Below are 18,976 nucleotides of genomic sequence, written 5' to 3'. Positions count from 1 at the left end.
AAGCTTGGCCCAGATTCTTGACTGACAAGCCGCACCTCGGCTAACGGCGGAGTCAGCATAGAACGCTTCGTTGTAGACGAATGGCTAAAAATTTAACCCAGAGAATGCACCGAGCGACACGTAAATATTTCTCGACTTAAAGGCTGGCAAAAAATCGGTCGGGTTCGAGTAATCCTTCTGATGCGTTGAAATAATCGGACAATCGCTATTTAATATTCATTCTATTATGAAATTTTAAAAATATAATGAATATACTGTTAAGAATAAATATGCTAAAATTTCTTGCAGACAAGAAGCATAATTGTTTCTACGTTGAATAGGATCCGATCCTCAAGAGCAGATTTTGCCATTAAATCGCGCTCAAAAATTATTGAACCTGTAAACCGGTTTGTCAGATAGTAATAGCTAACCGCGGCAATCGTAATATTCAGTTGCACAGGGTCGATGCCTTCACGAAAAACACCGTCCCTTACTCCTCGCTCCAATAGTTCCGCGACCATACTGACAAGCTTGCGACTGGAAGCCCGAACGATTTCGGATTTCTTGAGATGCTTGGCTCGATGCAGATTTTCGCTGTTTACGAGCGTGAGGAATTCGGGATTCTTGAGATAATACTCCCACGTAAAGCGCACGAGCCTTTCGAGCGCGGCTTTTGGATCAAGGTCCTTGAGATTTAATTTTTGCTCCGCAGCGCGAATTTCAAGATAAACGTTCTCTAACACAATGCGGAAGAGATCTTCCTTGCTTCCGTAGTAGTGATAAATCATCCGCTTGTTGGATTTGGCCTTTTCAGCAATATCGTCCACGCGGGCGCCGCCCAAACCGTTCTTTGCAAATTCTTTTTTTGCAGCTTCCAGAATGCGCAGCTTTGTAGCCTCGGCATCGCGGATACGTGGTTTTTGGCCTGATTTTTCTTGCTGCTCGCTTGTCACGCTCAAGGCCTGTCCTCCGCTGGGGTTGGTGTGTGCAATTTACTCATACACGTACGAATCGCGTGTCGTCAAAATCGAACCGTTAACACGACACGCGCAAGTTCATTGTAAGCCACTTGACGAGAAGTGCAATAATGCAGTAACCAGTTAGTGCGTTATAGGAGTGGCGCCGATCACGGATAGCGGACGAACGAACTCGCCAATGTCGAGCCAGTCGCAGCCCGGGATACGTTTTCAGACGGAATTCGGGAGGAACATATGTCAAGCTTCATAAAAGATTTTATTGAGCGTGAGACGCTTAACCGTCGGAATTTTCTTTTCGCCGCTGCAGCCGGATTGGGCACTGTTGCCATACCAGGAGTTTTCGGGCGTGGTGGGGCGCTGGCTGCATTGAGCGATCCCGCGATTGCGTGGAGCTATCGCGACCGCGCATCAGCATATTGGAATTCGGTCGTTTCGGGCGGCGAAGCCTTCGTGGAATCGCTTGGAAGGCCAAAAACGGCGCTAGTCAGTCTGATCAACGAGGGCTCGACTGAAAAGTCGCTGGCAGACATCAAGGCGTTTCTCGCCAAGAGCAATGGCAATTGCGCGATAGCCTGCGATCCCAACGATAGCCCCAATGCGCGTCCCGTGGTTGAAGCAGTCCAAGCCGCTGGCGGTTTTATTTCCACGATATGGAACAAAACCGACGATCTGCATCCCTGGGACTTCGGCGATAACTACGTCTCCCATATGACGTGGTCGGATGAGAAGCCGGCCGAGGAGACCGCGCGCATCCTTTTCGAAGCCATGGGCGGCGAGGGCGGGGTGGTGCATCTTGGGGGTATCGCTGCCAATAATCCGGCTGTTGAACGCCTTAACGGCTTAAAAAATGCCCTGAAAGATTTCCCGAACATCGAATTGCTCGATGCACAGCCTGCTGACTGGGATACCCAGAAGGGTGCAGCATTGATGTCTTCCTTCCTGACTCGATACGGAGACAAGATCAAGGGTGTGCACTGCGCAGCTGACAATATCGCTTACGGCGTTATTGAAGCCCTGCGCGCCGAAGGCATCGAAAATATGCCGATCGTGGCCTATGACGGCAATCCGGAAGCAGTGCAAATGGTGATGGAAGGCCAGCTTCTCGCTACGGTATTTACCAACCCCCATTGGGGCGGCGGCATCAGCGCTGCGCTCGCCTATCATGCCGCGATTGGAACCTTCAAGCCTTCGGAGGAGCCAAAAGAACATCGCGAGTTTTATGTAGAGAAAACTGGAAGCGGTCGTTCCGGTGTCAATTATACTATGACGGAAAAGGGCATAGAGGTGACCGACCGATATGCGGAAGTGCGTAGGTCACTTCTTTCGAACGCCATCAGCTCGATTCCCAATCTACACCATCGGCTCGAGGAAACGACCAGAACGCTCGATCTAATGACTGGGATTTATGAGCATGCAGCATTGAGTGCGGCAACACATAGGCGTTTACCGAAAGTGGCAATCAGGTAATGAGCATGGGGAGTTTTCAACTGGTTGTTTTTTTGGGCACAACACGTGAGGCCCTGAGTGTGGACGATTCTGCGGCGCCCAATTTCAAGCCGACATCCGAGAGTGGAAAGCTGACCGTGTTCCACCCGGAGGGCGCGCCGCCATGGCTCCTTCAACTTATGGTAGGTGAGATTTTCAACGCCCGAAGCGCATTCAGAATAACAGCAACGTCTATCAATTCTTGGAGCAGCGCACCGTGAACAGGTTTTAGATAACCGAACGCTGCTGCGATCATGGCGATTACAGAAAGACCTATCCCCACCACAACACTTTCGACAGCAATGCGCCTAGAACCCTTCGCAATTTCTATCCCGGTGCGAAGCCTGTCTATCCTGTCAACGAGAAGAACGACCTCGGCCGCCTCAGCGGAAGCTGCCGCACCCCGTGCACCCATAGCCACGCCGACATCCGCCGCTGCGAGCGCAGGCGCATCGTTGACGCCGTCTCCGACCATCATGACAGGGCCATTCTTACGTTCACTGAGAATGGTCAGCACCTTTTGATCGGGCGATAGCTGGGAGTAGACGGCATCAAGCCCCAAACCCTTAGTGATGTGTTTGGCCACTGCAGTGCGATCGCCAGTCGCCAACACTATTCGTTTTACGCCGTCTTTGCGTAAACCTCGTAAGGTATCGACCACTTCGCCGCGCAATGGATCGGCCATAATGATATAACCCGCGATGCTGCCGTCTATCGCGACTGCAACCAGTGCCGCTCCGGCTTCTGTAGCGGGGAATTCACTCTGTTTTGCATTGATCCGTCTCTCAACGAATCCGTGCCCGCCGACAACGACGCTTTTACCATCGACCCAGCCCGCCACGCCATCTCCTGCCAGCTCGCTAACATCGGTTGGTAATACAAGATCTATACGGCGCTGCTGAGCGGCCTGTACCAGAGCCTGTGCCATTGGATGTTTGGATATTTGGTCAAGGGATGCGGCTAAACGCAGGAGTTCATTTTCGCTCAATCCTGGCTTCGCGTGGATCGAAGTAATTTGTGGGCGGCCATCTGTCAGTGTTCCGGTCTTGTCCAGAACCAACGTGTTGATACGAGCCATGTTCTCCAATGGACGAGCGCCTTTCACCAGCACGCCGAAGTGAGCGGAGCGCGACAGTCCCGCAACAAGAGCGACGGGCACCGCCAGGATGAGAGGACATGGTGTCGCCACGACGAGAACGGCGACCGACCTTATCGGGTCTCCCGTGAACCACCATGCTCCGAAGGCGATTATGACGGTCACGATCAGAAAGCCGACGGACCACTGGTCTGCCAGTCTGGACATTGGAGCCTTGGAATGCTGTGCCTCTTCCACGAGGCGAACGATGCCAGCGTAGGTGCTATCCTTCGCCTCGTGCTTGGCAACGAGATCGAAAGCATCGCCGGCATTCATCGAACCGCTCAGCACATCGGTTCCCGATGTAAGCGAAATCGGAAGTGACTCTCCCGTCAAAGCAGACGTGTTTACGAAAGCTTTTTCGGAAGCGATACTTCCGTCGACGGGGATGATATCTCCTTGACGGATCAGAAGGCGGTCACCTTGACGAACATTTTCAACGGCAATCTCTTCGAGATGGTCATCGACATATCGCATTGTCGTTCGCGGTGCGCGGGACAACAAGGCATGCATCTCACGTCGTGCTCGCCCCTCGGCAAAGCTCTCTAGAAAGGCTCCGCCGGTATACATGACAGCGACAATCGAAGCCGCCAGCATTTCTCCAAACGCTAGTGCGGCCGACATTGACATGGCCGCGACGATATCCAACCCAAACTCCTTCCGGCATAAACTCCGGAGGATATCGACGAGCAAAGATGCCAGCACGGGCAAAGTGGCAATCGCCCAGATAATCCTTGCTCCCGAGGAGTAGCCGGAAAAGTGCAAGCCGAGCCCCATCACAAGTCCGCACAAGGCAAAAATTAGCAGGATTGTTTTTGATCGATCTTCACCTGAAAACCGCATCTTGATCGCTCCCCCAGCTTACCGAAAAAGTCAATAATCAAACTTATTGTAAGGCTTCGCACTGACTATGATCAATTATCTTTATAGGGCCGCAGCGCTCTCGAGCGAATAGAATTCTGTTCTCTGGAAACTTTGATCGAAAGTTGCGAAAAGCCTTAGTCGTCGATTGTTGACCAAAGGTCCAGACGACCAATTCTTTGTCCCCATCTACTCAGATGCCGTCCTTTTGATACAAACGACGAAGGGTTTGTTCTTAATCGAATTTTGGTCCCGCAGACGCGACCGGAACACGCCCTTAGAATAAGAGCGGACGCATGTAACATTACGTACTGATGCTCTGGACGAACTGCGCTTTGTTTCTAGTTTGTTAGCAAGTTGGGCTGGTCGACAACTCGGAACATTGAGGGCATATGATTCAATGTAGCAATGACATCGAGTCTGAAGAAGTTTCGGTTGAGGAAGCACAAGAGGCCGTTGCTGATTTAATTGCCGACGATCGATTCCGCTTATCTGATCGCGGTAAGTCCATTCTTAAATATTTGGCCGATCTTTATGCTCCGGGCGATACGCAAGGTGTCAAGGGATATGCCATCGCTGTGGATGTGCTGGGGCGGCCAGAGAGTTTCGATCCAACTTCTGATCCAATTGTCGAATTGAAGTTGGCCGGTTACGCACTGCTCTATCGCAGTTTTACGAAGCGCATGGCCACGAGCAGCCGATAGAAATTCGAATTCCGATTGGAAAATATCGGCTGATATTTGTCCGCCGGACGCAGCAAGACCGCGATTTTTCATTGGCAACAGTTCCTGCCATGCCGGAGATGTCTCCAGTTAGACCCGTTTCGCCGATAAAGCGGCGTTTTGCTCTTTACGTGCTCTCCAGCGACGCTATTGCATCTGTGATCGTGTTGTCATTGTTAGATTTTCTGACACGACAGGAAGTCGTGACGTTTAAACCGATCGTAGCTATTGCTTTTCAAGCCGATAATCCTCCTTCGCTCGAAGCGGCAGCGAAGCTCCGTGACCTTGTCTATATGGCGCTAGTCAATTTTCATACTCTGACAATACGCGACGAGGGTAGCGACGGCCAAGAATCTTGGATGGAGAAACCTCAATATATCCTTCGCTTGCGGTACCTGATGGAAGAAAAGAGCGAAATCCTCTGGTGGCAGGTAGAGGACAAAATCGACAATATTCTGGTCGGCTCAGGCGTCGAAAAAACAAGTGGATCCGGTCAATTCGTTAATCAGGAACGCATGGCGCTTGCTTCTGAAATTTCCCAGAAGATTGCCGCATCGACTGGACTTGTCAATGCCCGGCTCGTCAATAAGACAAACGATACCGTGCTTGGAAATGTCCGCAATCTGATAGGGCACTGTTTTCGCTTATGGAAGCCTATTTGTGTCATGAAAAAAGGGAGCAAGCTGCCGCAATTGCTGAGCAAGCGCTGTCACTTAATCCTAACAATCCAGATCTAAGGGCTGCCGCCCTGATCGCTTTTCCCGGCCGAGACTGGGATTTGACACCAATAACTCGCACGAGCAACAAAATGAAATCTACCACTGAAATGTACACGGAAGCACGAAATCGCATTGTGTAATGATGATCAGGACTATCCCCGTTTCTAACCGAACAGGCGGATTTATGCCCGTTGGCAAAAAAACGTACTCATCCGAGCCGCCTTGAAACATCGCAATAGCGCCATATGTGTCTGAACATCGGTTTATCCAATTCGTCAGGGAACCACCGCGTGGACAAACAGATCATTACCTTTAACGCTGGTTCCTCTTCCGTGAAAGTTGGAACGTTCCGGGTTGACGAAGCTCGGATAAGGAAGGTGGCTAGGGGCGAGATTGATTCAACGCGTCTCCCTTGCGGTTTCGGCTTCGCGGTGACAACGGTGATCTCGATGTCACATTATCGGCTTCCGGATCAGACGATATCGTGGTTGTCCTGGAAGAACTCTTCAACAAACTGGCGACGCATATTGATCCGGCGCGCATCGTTGCCGTGGGGCATCGTGTGGTCTTCGGCGGCGACGAGTTGGTTGAACCGGTGCTGCTGGACGAGGCACATATCGATGCCATTGAACGTCTTCGCATTTTTGCACCACTGCATCAGGCAAAAAGCGCTGAGTTGATAAGAGCAGTCCGTAAACTCTTTCCGGACCTTGTGCAGACAGCCTCCTTCGATACAGTGTTTCATCAGACCATAACTGATACCGTCCGGCTTTTTGCAATTCCGCGCGAATTGGCGGACCGTGGGATAAAGCGCTACGGTTTTCATGGCTTGTCGTACAAGTCGATCATCGGGAATTTCACCAGTCGAGAACCGGAGCTCGCGCGAAAGAAAGTTGTGGTTGCTCATTTGGGAAGCGGAGCCAGCCTGTGCGCCATCGATGACGGGCGCAGTCTGGATACCAGTATGAGTTTCTCGACGCTTGACGGTATTCCGATGGCGACGCATTGTGGCGCTCTCGATCCGGGCGTGCTGCTTCATTTGCTACAAGAAGAGAAGATGCGAGCCGAGGTGCTCGCGAATTTGCTCTATAACCGCTCAGGACTGCTCGGACTTTCAGGATTAAGTGGCGACACGCGTGATCTGCTTGAAAGTGATGCTCTGGAAGCCCGTGAGGCTATCGAAATATTTACGCTGCGTATCGCCGGTGAAATCTGTCGCCTCGCTTCCACGCTTGGCGGGCTTGACGCACTGATTTTTACAGCTGGCATCGGAGAACATCAACCTGCAATCCGTGCAGCAATATGCCAGCGTCTGACGTGGCTTGGCATTGACCTGGACATTGATGCCAACAATAAAAATGCATTTCGCATCACATCCGCATCGAGCCGTCCGGCGGCATTTGTCCTTGCGACCGACGAGGAACAAATAATCGCGTCGGATGCTTTTGAAATCGTCCAGAACGCGACCGGAGCCGAAGCCCGCACAAGCGTGCAAATCCAGTAGGAGGAAAGAGTTTGAGCACAACATCCGCTTCCAAACCTTTGAACCCGCAACAGCTATCGCTGATCGATCGTTACTGGCGCGCGGCGAACTATCTTTCCGTGGGTCAGATTTACCTGATGGACAATCCGCTCCTGCGCGAACCGCTCAAACCGGAGCATATCAAGCCTCGGTTACTTGGCCATTGGGGGACAACGCCGGGTCTCAATTTCATCTATGTCCATCTCAACCGTATCATCAAGCAACGCGATGCCAATGTGATCTATGTTTGCGGCCCTGGGCATGGCGGGCCAGGCATGGTTGCAAGCACCTATCTCGAAGGCACGTATTCCGAAGTTTACCCCGCTGTCAGCGAGGATGAGGCGGGCATGCGCAAGCTGTTTCGCCAGTTCTCCTTTCCCGGTGGCATCCCAAGCCATGTCGCGCCGGAAACACCGGGGTCCATTCATGAGGGCGGTGAACTGGGTTACGCTCTGGTCCATGCTTATGGGGCAGCCTTCGATAATCCCGATCTGGTTGTGGCCTGCGTCGTGGGGGATGGTGAGGCCGAGACAGGCGCGCTCGCGACGTCGTGGCATTCCAACAAATTTCTCAATCCGGCGCGTGATGGCGCTGTTCTGCCGATACTGCACCTCAACGGCTATAAGATCGCCAACCCGACTGTTCTCGCGCGGCTTTCGGACAGGGATTTGACGGATCTCTTCAGGGGATATGGTTACGAACCCTTCTTTGTGGAAGGCAGTGAACCGGAGGCCATGCATCAGAAAATGGCGGCGACGCTAGAGACCATCTTCGTACAGATCGAGACGATCAAGAACAACGCCGATGTCAAGTCGCCTCAGCGCCCACGCTGGCCGATGATTATACTGAGAAGCCCGAAGGGGTGGACCGGCCCAAAGAAGGTTGATGGTCTCATTGTGGAAAATTATTGGCGTTCGCATCAGGTTCCTGTCGCCAACTGTCGGGAGAATGATGCACATCGTAAGATTCTGGAAGACTGGATGAAAAGCTATGATCCAGCCGACCTGTTTGACGAAAAGGGCGCTTTGAAATCGGAACTGCGCGCCCTTGCTCCCGAAGGAGTGCGGCGCATGGGCGCCAATCCCCACGCCAATGGCGGTCTTTTACGCAAGCAGCTGCATACGCCAGATTTTCGTCAATATGCTGTCAATGTCACTCAGCCGGGGGCGATCAAGGCCCAGGCGACCAAGATACTGGGGGAATATCTGCGTGATGTTTTCAGGCTGAACGAGAAAGAAAACAATTTCCGCGTGTACGGTCCCGATGAAACCGCCTCCAACCGTCTCAGCGCCGTCTTCGAAGCAAGCAAACGCGTTTGGATGTCCGAAACGCTCGATATTGATGATAATCTGGCCCCTGATGGCCGCGTGATGGAGGTATTGAGCGAAAACCTATGCCAAGGCTGGCTGGAAGGTTATCTGTTGACTGGACGGCACGGCTTCTTCTCCTGTTATGAGGCGTTCATCCATATTGTTGATTCCATGTTCAATCAGCATGCAAAATGGTTGCAGGTTGCACGTGAGCTGGAATGGCGCAAGCCGATCTCCTCTCTGAACTATCTCTTGACCTCCCACGTTTGGCGGCAGGACCATAATGGTTTCTCACATCAGGACCCTGGCTTTGTTGATCTGGTGGCCAACAAGAGTGCCGATGTGGTGCGCGTTTATTTCCCGCCGGATGCCAACACCCAGTTATGTGTCGGTGATCACTGCTTGAAAACATGGAACCGCGTGAATGTTATCGTCGCGGGTAAACAGCCGGAGCCGCAATGGCTGTCCATGGACGCCGCAGTTCGCCATTGCGAAGAGGGTCTTGGAATATGGGATTGGGCCGGAACAGAAGACGGTCTGGAGCCCGATATCGTTATGGCGTGCGCCGGTGACGTTCCGACCATGGAAACGCTTGCCGCCGTCGATCTTCTGCGTCAGTCTCTGCCGCATCTGCGGATTCGTGTCGTCAATATCGTGGACCTTATGGCGCTACAATCGCCCCAACATCATCCGCATGGGATTTCCGACGAGGCGTTTGACCGGATTTTTACGACCAACCGGCCTGTGATCTTTGCCTATCATGGTTATCCATACCTCATTCACAGGCTGGTTTATAAGCGAACCAACCACCCCAATTTTCATGTACGTGGCTTTATCGAACAGGGAACGACGACGACGCCATTCGATATGACGGTGCGAAACGAACTTGACCGCTTTCATCTTGCAATGGAAGCTATCAATCGACTGCCTTTGGGCTCCGAGAGCGCAGAACCGCTGATTGCCAGTTTCAAGGAAAAACTGGTCCGTCACGCGACTTACGTCCGCGAGACGGGTGAAGACCTACCCGAGATTCAGAATTGGGTCTGGCCTTACGCATCCGGGACATCGTCATGATCATGCAAAAGGGCGGCAATTGTTTGCCGCCCTTGTTGTTTTGATTCATCAGCTGCGCTGTGAATCAAGTTGTTCTTGGTTCTTTTCGACTTCTTGCGCTTTCATATAGCTTTCAATCAGAAGCTGGTAGGGAGGGAAAATTTTGGTGTAAACCTTGGCCCATTCCTGCGCATCGTCGCGGTTCCAAGTCTTCTGGAGTTCGGAAGCCACTGCGGCCGTATCCATTGGCACGACACCGGCCTGAACGACACGGGCCAGCGTGATCTCCTGGGCCATCTTGGAGTAGGTGCCGGATGCATCCACCACCGCGAAAACCTTGTAGCCATCCTGAACGGCACTGATTGCCGGAAAGGCCATGCAAACACTGGTGATAGTGCCAGCGATAATAAGGGTCTTTCGGCCCGTCGCCTTGACGGCGGCAACGTAATCCGGATTGTCCCATGCGTTGATCTCGCCACGGCGGGCTACATACTGGGCATGAGGGGCGTTCTCATGGATCTCTGGGATCAAGGGGCCATTGGGGCCTTGTGGCACCGATGCCGTGGTGATGACAGGCATTTTAGTCAGCGTCGCCATCTTGGCCAGCGCTGCCGCATGGTTGCGCAAAACCGGCATCGGCATGTCTGCAACAGACCGCTCTGATGGTCGATCAGAAGCATGACGGCGTCGTTAGGATCAATAACCGGACGCTGGCCGTTAAAGTTGGCTGGACTGCTCATTTTAAGTTTCCTTCTTCAGGCTTGGACTTGTTTGGGCCGAAAACATTTCCGGTCCGGGGAAACCCGTGGTTTTGAGCATAATCCGACCGGAGTGAAACGAGGGTCGATAAGATTATGCTTGAAATACAAAAGGTTAGAGCGCCAATCGGATTCATTCAGATCGAAACGCGCACTAAAGCCACGGGAATGGATCAGGCAGGGATGACGCCGAATTTCCCTGTTCGAAAATCTGCGAAAGCATCCTGCAATTCTTCACTCGTGTTCATGACAAACGGGCCGCGCATAGCGACAGGCTCTCCAAGCGGTGCGCCGCTCAAAAGAAGGACGGTTGCATCGCTGTCGGCTGCAATCTCGAAACTGCCACCGTTGCGGTCGAGGAGGACGAACTGCACCTCGCGCGCCGATCTGTCGCTGTTGACGGTGATCGCGCCGCGCAAGATTGCCAGACCGATTGTATGCTGGTTAGGAAGTTCAAGCCGAATGCGTCCGCCGCTGTTCAGGCGCAGGTCCCACAGATTAATCGGCGTGAATGTGCGTGCTGGCCCCGCATGTCCTGCATAGTTTCCGGCTATGACGCGGACCATGCCAGCTTTGTCTGGCAGGGCCACGGTCGGAATATCCCGGTCGAGTACCGTTTGGTAAGCGGCAGGAGCGGGTTTATGTTTTGCAGGCAGGTTAACCCACAGTTGCACCATTTCAAGCGTGCCGCCCTGTTCGGTAAATGCCTTCGAATGGCGCTCTTCGTGAAGAATTCCCGCGCCAGCGGTCATCCATTGCACGTCGCCTGGACCAATCAAGCCTCCACTTCCCGTGGAATCGCGATGTTCAACTTCGCCCTGATAAACGATGGTCACTGTTTCGAAACCGCGATGAGGATGGCTGCCAACGCCGCGCGGGGTTGGGGAGGGCGCGAATTGTTCCGGCCCGGCATAGTCAAGATGCAGAAACGGGCTGATATGCTCCCCCATTGTCGCGTGGGACAACATGGAGCGAACGGGAAATCCGTCTCCCACCCAATGGGAGGACGGGCTGCTGTACACGCCGATAACCTGTCTCATTTCGGTCTTTCCCGATTTATTCGTCGCCATAGCGACTGGGGTGACTGTCTGAGATGTGAAATAAATCTGCAACAAAGGCTCCGGTAGATCGAAGTTTAGGCTATACTGTCCCAGAAACAGGACAATGAAAGACCGACCATGGCTGATCTGAACGATATGCGTCTGTTTGTAGAGGTCGTGGACCAAGGCGGCTTTTCCGCTGCAGCCCGAAAATTGGATATGCCTCGCTCAAGGCTAAGCCGCCGGATCGCTCTTCTCGAAGAAGAGCTCGGCGTTCGCCTCCTTCAGCGCACCACGCGGCAGTTTGCCGTGACCGAAATCGGTAGGGCGTTTCATGGCCATTGTCTGGCGATGATGGTGGAGGCTGATGCGGCGCTTGAGGTGATCGATAGAATGCGGGCGGAACCGCAAGGCACGGTGCGGGTGAGTTGCCCGGCGTCGCTCATCTATTACCAGCTCGGTGAAATGATCGCCCGGTTCATGGCCCGCTATCCGAAGGTGAAGGTGCATCTGGAAAGTACTAATCGCCGTGTGGACGTCATCCGGGAAGGCTTCGATCTGGCTATCCGTGTCCGCTTTCCGCCGCTCAAAGATAGCGACCTCGTCATCCGTAAACTGGCGGAAAGCGAACAGCGACTGGTCGCCAGTCCTGTATTCGTGAAGGCGGGGTGCAATGCTGTTCCCGCCGACCTTGTCAACATGCCGGGTCTTGCCTGGGGCGCATCTGACAACAGTTTTGAATGGAATTTGCGTGGTCCCAACGGCGCCACGGCTGAAATTCCCTATCAACCCCTTCTGATAACGGAAGATATGGTTGCGCTGCGGCTGGCCGCACTGCAAGGTATCGGTGTTTGCCAGTTTCCCACGATGGTCATTCAGGAGGATGTGAAGGCCGGGCGATTGATTGATCTGCTCCCCGACTGGGCACCCCGTAGCGGCATTATCCATGCAGCCTTTCCGTCACGTCGCGGGCTGCTTCCTTCTGTTCGGGCTCTTCTTGACTTTCCCGCAGAGGAATATTCCGTTTTGTCTGCTCGTAGTGGAAGCGAGACCGCCTGGGATAGGACTAAACGTCACTGACCAAATGGAAAAATCACGCATCGTGACAAATTCGCTGTCGATCCTGGCTTTGATCGACGTCGGCCAGTTAAGTTGTTGACTGGCAATCAGATCGCGTAGGCTTTTGTGCAAACCGCTAGTGCTTTGCTTGATATCCGAGTCGCTCCGAGATTTTGCGTGCTGCTTCGACAGTTCTCATTATTTGCTCTTCCGTTGGCGCTGCGCCGATTGACTGCACCATGTCAACAATGCCGGTTGCCCCACACACTATCCCCGATGCGTCGAACACGGGGCTTGCAAGCGTGTTCAATCCGAGAGCCGTTTCATGAGGTGCAACTGCCCAACCCTGACGCCTGATTTCGACGAATTCCTTTTCCAAAATGGCGGGTTCAATGATCGTTGAGGGAGTGAAGGCTTTGAGCTGCCCCGCGAGCACACGGGATTGAAGTCCTGCTGACGAAAACGCCGCAGCAACCTTGCCCTGCGCAGAGCTATGAAACGACAAAAGCGACCCGACACGCACGCCAATTTCAATCGGCGAGCGCCCCGGCATCGTCGCAATGACAAGCATCCCGTCCGGCGTGAGCTGGGAAGCGACGGCGGAATGTCCAAGCGCATCACGCAGTTCAAGCAGCGGATCATAAGCGGCGTGCACCATGCCCGCATTGTCAGACACCGACTGCACCAATGAAACCAGCCTGTGACCGACCTCGTAGCGCTCGGAATCCTCGTGTTGAAACACATAGCCCTGGCGCACGAGGGTCTGCAGATGTCGATGAATACGGCTTTTGCTGGTACCCAATGCCTTCGCAAGGCTGGTCACGCCGACACCCTTTGCGGTGCGCACGACCTGTTCCAATACCTGCATTGTTAGAACGACGGACTGAAGGCTGCCACCGTCTTTTTCATCGTCATCGACCATGCCAGATCCTCAATCGATATTCCTTGCACGTTTATACAGAGCGATTCTCACTATGAAAACAACCGGACAGACGGCCCAAGCACCCTTAGCGCCCCCGCGCATTCAATGCCTTACCCTCCCCCTCCGCCGCCAGGAGAACCGAGCGCCCAATCATACCACTTGACACCGATAGTCAATTGCTTGATAAAAATCAGAACCAAGTTCCGCTGAACGGAACAATGGGATTGAGGAGGATGGAATGACGACCGCTGACCCAACTTCTGCCGATGAGCTTCATCATCAGATCAATGATATTCTGCGCGGCGGCGTTGATCCGCATGTCCATAGCGGTCCGTCAATTGCCCCAAGAGCTCTGGATCACCTCGAACTTGCGCGCCAGTTGTCAGAGGCTGGTTTCATTGCAGCTGTCACCAAGGATCACGATTATTCCGGCGTCGTAGCGGCACAGCTGATCCGAAAGCACCACCCGGAACTCACAACGAAGATTTATTCGAGCATTGTGCTCAACAATGTCGTTGGCGGGCTTAACCCCTATGCGGTCGAGCATACCGCAGCGCTAGGCGGGAAAATCGTGTGGCTTCCCACGCTGGCCGCTGAAAATCATCTCCGCTGGGAAAAGACATCCGGCTGGGCGCACCCTGCCTCCACCCAGAAAATGCGTCCGGCAACGGCCGTTCCACTTTTCGATGCCGACGGTAGAATGCTTCCCGAACTTCTCGATGTCCTTGATGTTATTGCGGCCAACGACATGGTGCTTGCAAGCGGCCATATCCATGTTTCGGAAACCAGAACCGTTTTCGCAGAAGCGTTGAAGCGTGGCGTCAAACGCCTGGTCTTTACCCATCCTGAAGACATCGTTGGCGCCACACCGGAGGATGCCCGCGAGATTGCCGACATGGGTGCGTATGTTGAACATTCGCTGGCCTTCTTCCTCGACGGTTCGAAATTCCAGACCCGCGACAGGCAGGATTTCCGGGCGCATATCGATGTCGTCGGTACGTCTCGCACCATTCTTTGCTCGGACCTTGGACAAGTTGGAACATATAGCCCCCTGGAAGGCTTCCGTCGCGGCGTCGCGACCTGCCTTGAGCTTGGCTACCGCGATGGAGACATTCACGACATGGTGGCGCAAAACGCCTCCGATGTTCTCGGACTGAACGGCTGAGCAATCGATTGCTCCGGCCTACCCTGACAAAGAGGATTAGGGACAATAATCGCCTATGGGAACAGCCGGGTGCAATGAGACCCGACTTTGGGAGGACAACATGTTTCAATGGTATCGCGAGCTCAATGCTCCCGAACGAAAGACCTTTCACGCTTGCTATGTCGGCTGGGCAACGGATGCTCTCGACACACAGCTCTTCAGCTTTTTGATCCCGACACTGGTAGCCTTATGGGCAATTACCAACAGTGAAGCCGGCTGGCTTGGAACATCGGCTCTGATTTCCTCGTCAATCGGTGGATGGATCGCCGGTATCATGTGCGACCGTATCGGCCGCGTCACCGTCATGAAGATCGCTATTGCCTGGTTCACTGTCTTTACGATTGCCAGTGGCTTCGCCAATTCCTACGAACAATTGCTTGTCGCCCGCATTCTGTCAGGCATTGGCTTCGGCGGTGAGTGGGCAGCTGGCGCGGTGCTAATGGGCGAAGTGATCCGACCTGCCTATCGCGGCAAAGCGGTTGGCAATGTGCAAAGCGCCTACGCTGTCGGCTATGGCTTTGCCGCATTGTTGTCGTCAGTCCTGTTTGCTACCATGCCACCTGAAAATGCCTGGCGTTGGATGTTCTGGATCGGCGCGCTCCCGGCGTTCTGGGTGTTCTGGGGATTGCGTGGCGTCGAGGAACCCGAAGTCTTTCTCAAGACCCGCAAGGCGCTTGCCGACCGTGGAGAGAAAATCAGTCCTTTTGTGATTTTCCACCCCCGCTATCTGAAGACAACGATCCTGTGTTCATTGCTGGCGCTCGGCATTCAGGGTGGAGGGTTTTCAATCCTCATCTGGCTACCAACTTTCCTCAAGTCGCATTACCAGATTTCATCGGTCACTGTTGGTTACTACGTCTTTGTCATGACCTTCGGTTCGTTCGTCGGCTATATCGTGGCCGCCTATCTTTGCGATCTGATCGGACGACGTCGCAATTTCTTCCTGTTCACAGTGCTGAACTGGATTATCATTCCGATCTTTCTTTATACTCCGCCGATGGGAGCACTCTCCCTCGTCATTAATTTCATGCTTGGCTTCTCACTGCTCGGAATCTATGCCGCTCTTGGACCCTACTTCACGGAGCTCTTCCCCAACACGATCCGCGGTAACGGTCAGGCATTCTGCTATAATTTTGGCCGCGCGGCAGGTGCTTTCGGCCCCGCAATTGTCGGCATGATGGCGACCGGCAGTTTCCTGCCGCTGCGCGACGCAATGGCTCTGTGCGCCATGCTGGCCTACATCTTCGTCCTTGTGGCCGTCGCACTTCTTCCTGAAACCAATGGTCGCGATCTCAGCTTCGAGGATGACCAGCCAATTGCCGGAAAAGAAGACAGCATTGTCGGCGACGCCGCCGGAACACAAACAATTTGAGGATGTGTCAGGTGAAACAGCCTTCAGATAAAACACAACCGAGCTTACGGTTTCGTATCCGGAACGGTGAACTGCTGATCGGCAGTTTCATCAAGACGCCCGCACCGCATATCGTTGAGATTCTCGGCTTTGCGGGCCTCGATTTTGCAGTCGTCGATCAGGAACATGCCCCGATCAGCATTGCGCAGATGGATATTCTGGCGTTAGCCGGACGTGCAGCAGGTCTACCGCTTCTCTCTCGTCGGTGGGGTAACTCCCCCGACTGGATTGCGCCGCTATTGGATCTCGGCCTTGAAGGCGTCATGGTTCCTCATGTCATGGATGCGGCGCAGGCCGCCGCTGTCTGTGATGCTGTCCGCTTTTCCCGGGGCAAACGGGGCCTTTCTCCTTCGCCGCGCGCAGGCAACTACGGCAGCTATGGCATTGCCGAATATCGAACCCATTGTGATGCGCACAACGTGGTGATGGCGCAAATCGAAGATCAAGCAGCACTCGATCGACTGGACGAAATCGCACAAGAACCGGATGTCGACGTGCTCTTCGTCGGCCCAGCCGATCTCTCTCAATCCATGGGGGTGGGTTTTCCGTCGACGGAACTTGATACAGCCATCGAACAGGTTATCGACGCTGGCAAGAAAGCCGGCGTTGCTGTCGGACTATTTGTCGGTAATGCCGCTGATGTTCCGCGCTGGCACAAGCTTGGCGTCACCGTCTTCGTGTGCGGATCAGATCAGGCGCTGTTGCGCAAATCAGCAGCGCAAATGCTGGCAACAGCCAGGGAATGAAAGGAAATCCAATGTTTAAGGACAAGGATCCGCGCGCAGACCTCTTTGCTGCCGCATCCAAGCCGAACCCCACTGGCCTTATTGCCGAAGAGCAACTGGCAGAATTTTATGCCTCTGCTCCTGATCACACGGCTCCCGGCGAGCGCACTTGGTTCTTGCGTGGATGCAATTTCGTGCTCGCCTATTCCGAGCTTGAACGGGGAACGGTAGTCGCACGCGAAGCTCAAGCCGACGAGTATGTCCTTTATCTCGCACACCATAACCACATCGCCACGGTTGAGTGGAATGGGGTGACAACGGAGGTAGCAGGCAGCTCTATCGCATTTATTCCACCGGGCGACAGTCGCATCACCTTTCCAACAGGCGGAAACGTAGTCCGGCTCTTCACAGTCGCATCCAAAGACCTCGTAGCGATGGCGCCAAATACGCACGCCTACGACACGCCCCGGGACCATATTCCGCCCTTCCAGTCCTGGCCCGAGCCTGCTGGCGGTTGGAAAGTGCGCTCCTATTCATTGGACGTTCCCGATGAGCCGGGCCGCTTTGGTCGAATTTTTCGCTGCACGACATTCATGGTCAATGCTCTTCCAGCTCAGATTGGCCCACGCGATCCTGCAAAGATGTCACCGCATCATCACGATGATTTCGAACAATGTTCTCTTGCAATGGCTGGGCGCTTCATCCACCATTTGCGCTGGCCTTGGACTACGGACATGAACGATTGGCGACGGGACAAGGCAATCGAGGTCGGTTCGCCTTCGGCGCTCGTCATTCCGCCTCCGGTCATTCACACGACCAGAGCAACGAGCGAAAACCAGAACGACCTGGTGGATATTTTTTGCCCGCCTCGGATGGATTTTTCGCTCAAAGCCGATTGGGTCCTCAATGCGGACGACTATCCGCTACCGCACAATGAGAGCTGAGGAACGTATTCCCGGCATGTTTACCTTTCATCCTCGAAGGGGTGGAGGGCGGCAAAAAGAAATGGAAAGTCATGGCAAACGCGCGACTGGAAACGCGGATAGGTTCAGTTCTGTTGAAGAACCCGGTCATCGCAGGATCGGCTGAACACCTGATTGACGCTGATGGCGTTCGACGCGCAATCAAGGCGGGAGCGAGCGCGGTTGTCGTCAAATCCACCAATGAATCTCATGCCGCTCGCTTGCAGTTACAACAGGCCGAATATGCGGTCCTTGATGAAAACTGGGAGCGTATCGCCTGGAACGCAGCAGCTCCGCGTAATGCGTTTATCGCCTGTCGTTCCGGTCTCACACCCCAACCCTTCCACGCTTGGCTTGAACAAACTGCCCGGCTTGATCATGAAGCTAGCAAGGATGACGCTGTCGTTGTCGCGAGCATAATTCTCGCCGATCTAGAACACTCCGTCACCATGGCAAAGCAGATAGAAGCCGCAGGCGTGCGCGTGCTGGAACTCAACATAGGCACACCTTACGCCAGTCAGGCGGCGAAGGGTGCGGTATCTACCGAACTCGATCCGGCGCGCATTAGACACATCGTCGATACTGTGCGTTCGGCCATATCCATTCCGCTCTGGATAAAAATCACCGGACAAAGTGAGCGTGTGCCAGATCTTGCCGAGGCAGCCTTTGACGCGGGCGGTGATGCTGTGGTGATGGCGGGACGACTTCTTGGACTTATCCCCGACCTCGAAACACACAAACCTGTCCTCGACACAACACTTGGGGTCGGAGGAACCTGGCATTTGCCGATGACCTGTCATTGGCTCGCTCTCACCCGTCAAAAGCTTGGCGACGATAAGCCTTTGATTGGCACAAATGGCGCTCAGTCCGGCCTCGATATAGCGCGGATGATGTTAGCGGGCGCCTCCGCCATCGAAATGTCGTCGCAGGTCATGCTCCGCGGATTCGGTGTGTTAACGAACGCAGTGGTGGAGCTTGAGGATTATCTGAAGCGAAAGGGATTAACCGCGCAAGAACTCATCGGCAAAGCCGCCGACAACCGCAAGACTTTCGCACAGATGCAGGAACGTCGAGACAACTGGCGCAATCATATCCCACTGTGATCCGCCCGCACATTGACGCAAACGGAAAG

The 18,976-nt window shown here is 53.9% G+C and carries 15 protein-coding genes and 1 pseudogene; 11 read left to right on the top strand and 5 right to left on the bottom strand.

What is annotated here, in order from left to right; translation table 11 throughout:
- Positions 1–272 precede the first annotated feature (272 nt).
- Positions 273–938, bottom strand: a complete 666-nt coding sequence (locus WIX40_RS20035; protein ID WP_109366364.1) for a TetR/AcrR family transcriptional regulator — start codon at positions 936–938, stop codon at positions 273–275.
- A gap of 252 nt (positions 939–1,190) precedes the next feature.
- On the opposite strand from WIX40_RS20035, the gene WIX40_RS20030 reads away from it, so the two are divergent.
- The gene (locus WIX40_RS20030; RefSeq protein WP_339441681.1) at positions 1,191–2,423 is read left to right on the top strand and encodes a sugar ABC transporter substrate-binding protein; all 1,233 of its coding nucleotides are present in this window, start codon (positions 1,191–1,193) and stop codon (positions 2,421–2,423) included.
- 151 nt (positions 2,424–2,574) lie between these two features.
- On the opposite strand, the gene WIX40_RS20025 is transcribed toward WIX40_RS20030, so the two are convergent.
- Complete coding sequence (locus WIX40_RS20025; protein ID WP_339441679.1) at positions 2,575–4,419, bottom strand: heavy metal translocating P-type ATPase; 1,845 nt, start codon at positions 4,417–4,419, stop codon at positions 2,575–2,577.
- A 410-nt stretch (positions 4,420–4,829) separates the two neighbouring features.
- Between WIX40_RS20025 and WIX40_RS20020 the strand changes: the two genes are divergently transcribed.
- The 4 genes and pseudogenes from WIX40_RS20020 to WIX40_RS20005 all read left to right on the top strand — a co-directional run bounded on the left by WIX40_RS20020 (position 4,830) and on the right by WIX40_RS20005 (position 9,784).
- The gene (locus WIX40_RS20020) at positions 4,830–5,141 is read left to right on the top strand and encodes a hypothetical protein (protein ID WP_339441678.1); all 312 of its coding nucleotides are present in this window, start codon (positions 4,830–4,832) and stop codon (positions 5,139–5,141) included.
- Between the two features lie 71 nt (positions 5,142–5,212).
- A complete protein-coding gene (locus tag WIX40_RS20015) occupies positions 5,213–5,896 on the top strand; it encodes a hypothetical protein (RefSeq protein WP_339441676.1) in 684 nt (227 codons plus the stop codon).
- A gap of 272 nt (positions 5,897–6,168) precedes the next feature.
- Positions 6,169–7,382: pseudogene (locus WIX40_RS20010) on the top strand (acetate/propionate family kinase).
- 11 nt (positions 7,383–7,393) lie between these two features.
- Positions 7,394–9,784 (top strand): phosphoketolase family protein, encoded by a 2,391-nt coding sequence (locus tag WIX40_RS20005; RefSeq protein WP_339441675.1) that lies wholly within the window; start codon positions 7,394–7,396, stop codon positions 9,782–9,784.
- A 48-nt stretch (positions 9,785–9,832) separates the two neighbouring features.
- Here WIX40_RS20005 and WIX40_RS20000 read toward each other — a convergent pair whose 3' ends face one another.
- Positions 9,833–10,399: an isochorismatase family protein gene (locus WIX40_RS20000; protein WP_339441674.1), complete on the bottom strand. Its 567-nt coding sequence runs from the start codon at positions 10,397–10,399 to the stop codon at positions 9,833–9,835.
- Positions 10,400–10,694: 295 nt separating this feature from the next.
- Complete coding sequence (locus tag WIX40_RS19995; RefSeq protein ID WP_339441673.1) at positions 10,695–11,561, bottom strand: pirin family protein; 867 nt, start codon at positions 11,559–11,561, stop codon at positions 10,695–10,697.
- Between the two features lie 138 nt (positions 11,562–11,699).
- On the opposite strand from WIX40_RS19995, the gene WIX40_RS19990 reads away from it, so the two are divergent.
- On the top strand, positions 11,700–12,641 hold the full coding sequence (locus tag WIX40_RS19990; RefSeq protein WP_339441672.1) for a LysR family transcriptional regulator: 942 nt from the start codon (positions 11,700–11,702) through the stop codon (positions 12,639–12,641).
- Between the two features lie 115 nt (positions 12,642–12,756).
- On the opposite strand, the gene WIX40_RS19985 is transcribed toward WIX40_RS19990, so the two are convergent.
- Positions 12,757–13,542 (bottom strand): IclR family transcriptional regulator, encoded by a 786-nt coding sequence (locus WIX40_RS19985; protein WP_339441670.1) that lies wholly within the window; start codon positions 13,540–13,542, stop codon positions 12,757–12,759.
- Positions 13,543–13,780: 238 nt separating this feature from the next.
- Here WIX40_RS19985 and WIX40_RS19980 point away from each other — a divergent pair, with 238 nt between their 5' ends.
- From WIX40_RS19980 to WIX40_RS19960, 5 genes are all read left to right on the top strand, one after another.
- A complete protein-coding gene (locus tag WIX40_RS19980) occupies positions 13,781–14,707 on the top strand; it encodes a DUF6282 family protein (protein ID WP_339441668.1) in 927 nt (308 codons plus the stop codon).
- A 100-nt stretch (positions 14,708–14,807) separates the two neighbouring features.
- Positions 14,808–16,118 carry an MFS transporter gene (locus tag WIX40_RS19975; protein ID WP_339441666.1) on the top strand — a complete coding sequence of 437 codons (1,311 nt, stop codon included), beginning with the start codon at positions 14,808–14,810 and terminating at the stop codon, positions 16,116–16,118.
- Positions 16,119–16,129: 11 nt separating this feature from the next.
- Positions 16,130–16,903, top strand: coding sequence for an HpcH/HpaI aldolase family protein (locus tag WIX40_RS19970; RefSeq protein WP_339441664.1), 774 nt, complete (start codon positions 16,130–16,132; stop codon positions 16,901–16,903).
- Between the two features lie 11 nt (positions 16,904–16,914).
- Positions 16,915–17,826, top strand: coding sequence for a cupin domain-containing protein (locus WIX40_RS19965; protein ID WP_339441662.1), 912 nt, complete (start codon positions 16,915–16,917; stop codon positions 17,824–17,826).
- 113 nt (positions 17,827–17,939) lie between these two features.
- Positions 17,940–18,947 carry a tRNA-dihydrouridine synthase gene (locus tag WIX40_RS19960; protein WP_209446007.1) on the top strand — a complete coding sequence of 336 codons (1,008 nt, stop codon included), beginning with the start codon at positions 17,940–17,942 and terminating at the stop codon, positions 18,945–18,947.
- Positions 18,948–18,976 lie beyond the last annotated feature (29 nt).

This window comes from Ochrobactrum teleogrylli (assembly GCF_037482325.1).
GTDB classification, from domain to species: domain Bacteria; phylum Pseudomonadota; class Alphaproteobacteria; order Rhizobiales; family Rhizobiaceae; genus Brucella; species Brucella teleogrylli.
Note: the sequence above shows the minus strand (reverse complement) of the source record. Positions and strands in the feature narration are given on the sequence as shown.

Coding starts and splice junctions, on each gene's coding strand:
- WIX40_RS20030 (WP_339441681.1), top strand. CDS start 1,191: ATGTCAAGCTTCATAAAAGATTTTATTGAGCGTGAGACGCTTAACCGT.
- WIX40_RS20025 (WP_339441679.1), bottom strand. CDS start 4,419: ATGCGGTTTTCAGGTGAAGATCGATCAAAAACAATCCTGCTAATTTTT.
- WIX40_RS20020 (WP_339441678.1), top strand. CDS start 4,830: ATGATTCAATGTAGCAATGACATCGAGTCTGAAGAAGTTTCGGTTGAG.
- WIX40_RS20000 (WP_339441674.1), bottom strand. CDS start 10,399: ATGCCGGTTTTGCGCAACCATGCGGCAGCGCTGGCCAAGATGGCGACG.
- WIX40_RS19995 (WP_339441673.1), bottom strand. CDS start 11,561: ATGAGACAGGTTATCGGCGTGTACAGCAGCCCGTCCTCCCATTGGGTG.
- WIX40_RS19990 (WP_339441672.1), top strand. CDS start 11,700: ATGGCTGATCTGAACGATATGCGTCTGTTTGTAGAGGTCGTGGACCAA.
- WIX40_RS19985 (WP_339441670.1), bottom strand. CDS start 13,542: ATGGTCGATGACGATGAAAAAGACGGTGGCAGCCTTCAGTCCGTCGTT.
- WIX40_RS19980 (WP_339441668.1), top strand. CDS start 13,781: ATGACGACCGCTGACCCAACTTCTGCCGATGAGCTTCATCATCAGATC.
- WIX40_RS19975 (WP_339441666.1), top strand. CDS start 14,808: ATGTTTCAATGGTATCGCGAGCTCAATGCTCCCGAACGAAAGACCTTT.
- WIX40_RS19965 (WP_339441662.1), top strand. CDS start 16,915: ATGTTTAAGGACAAGGATCCGCGCGCAGACCTCTTTGCTGCCGCATCC.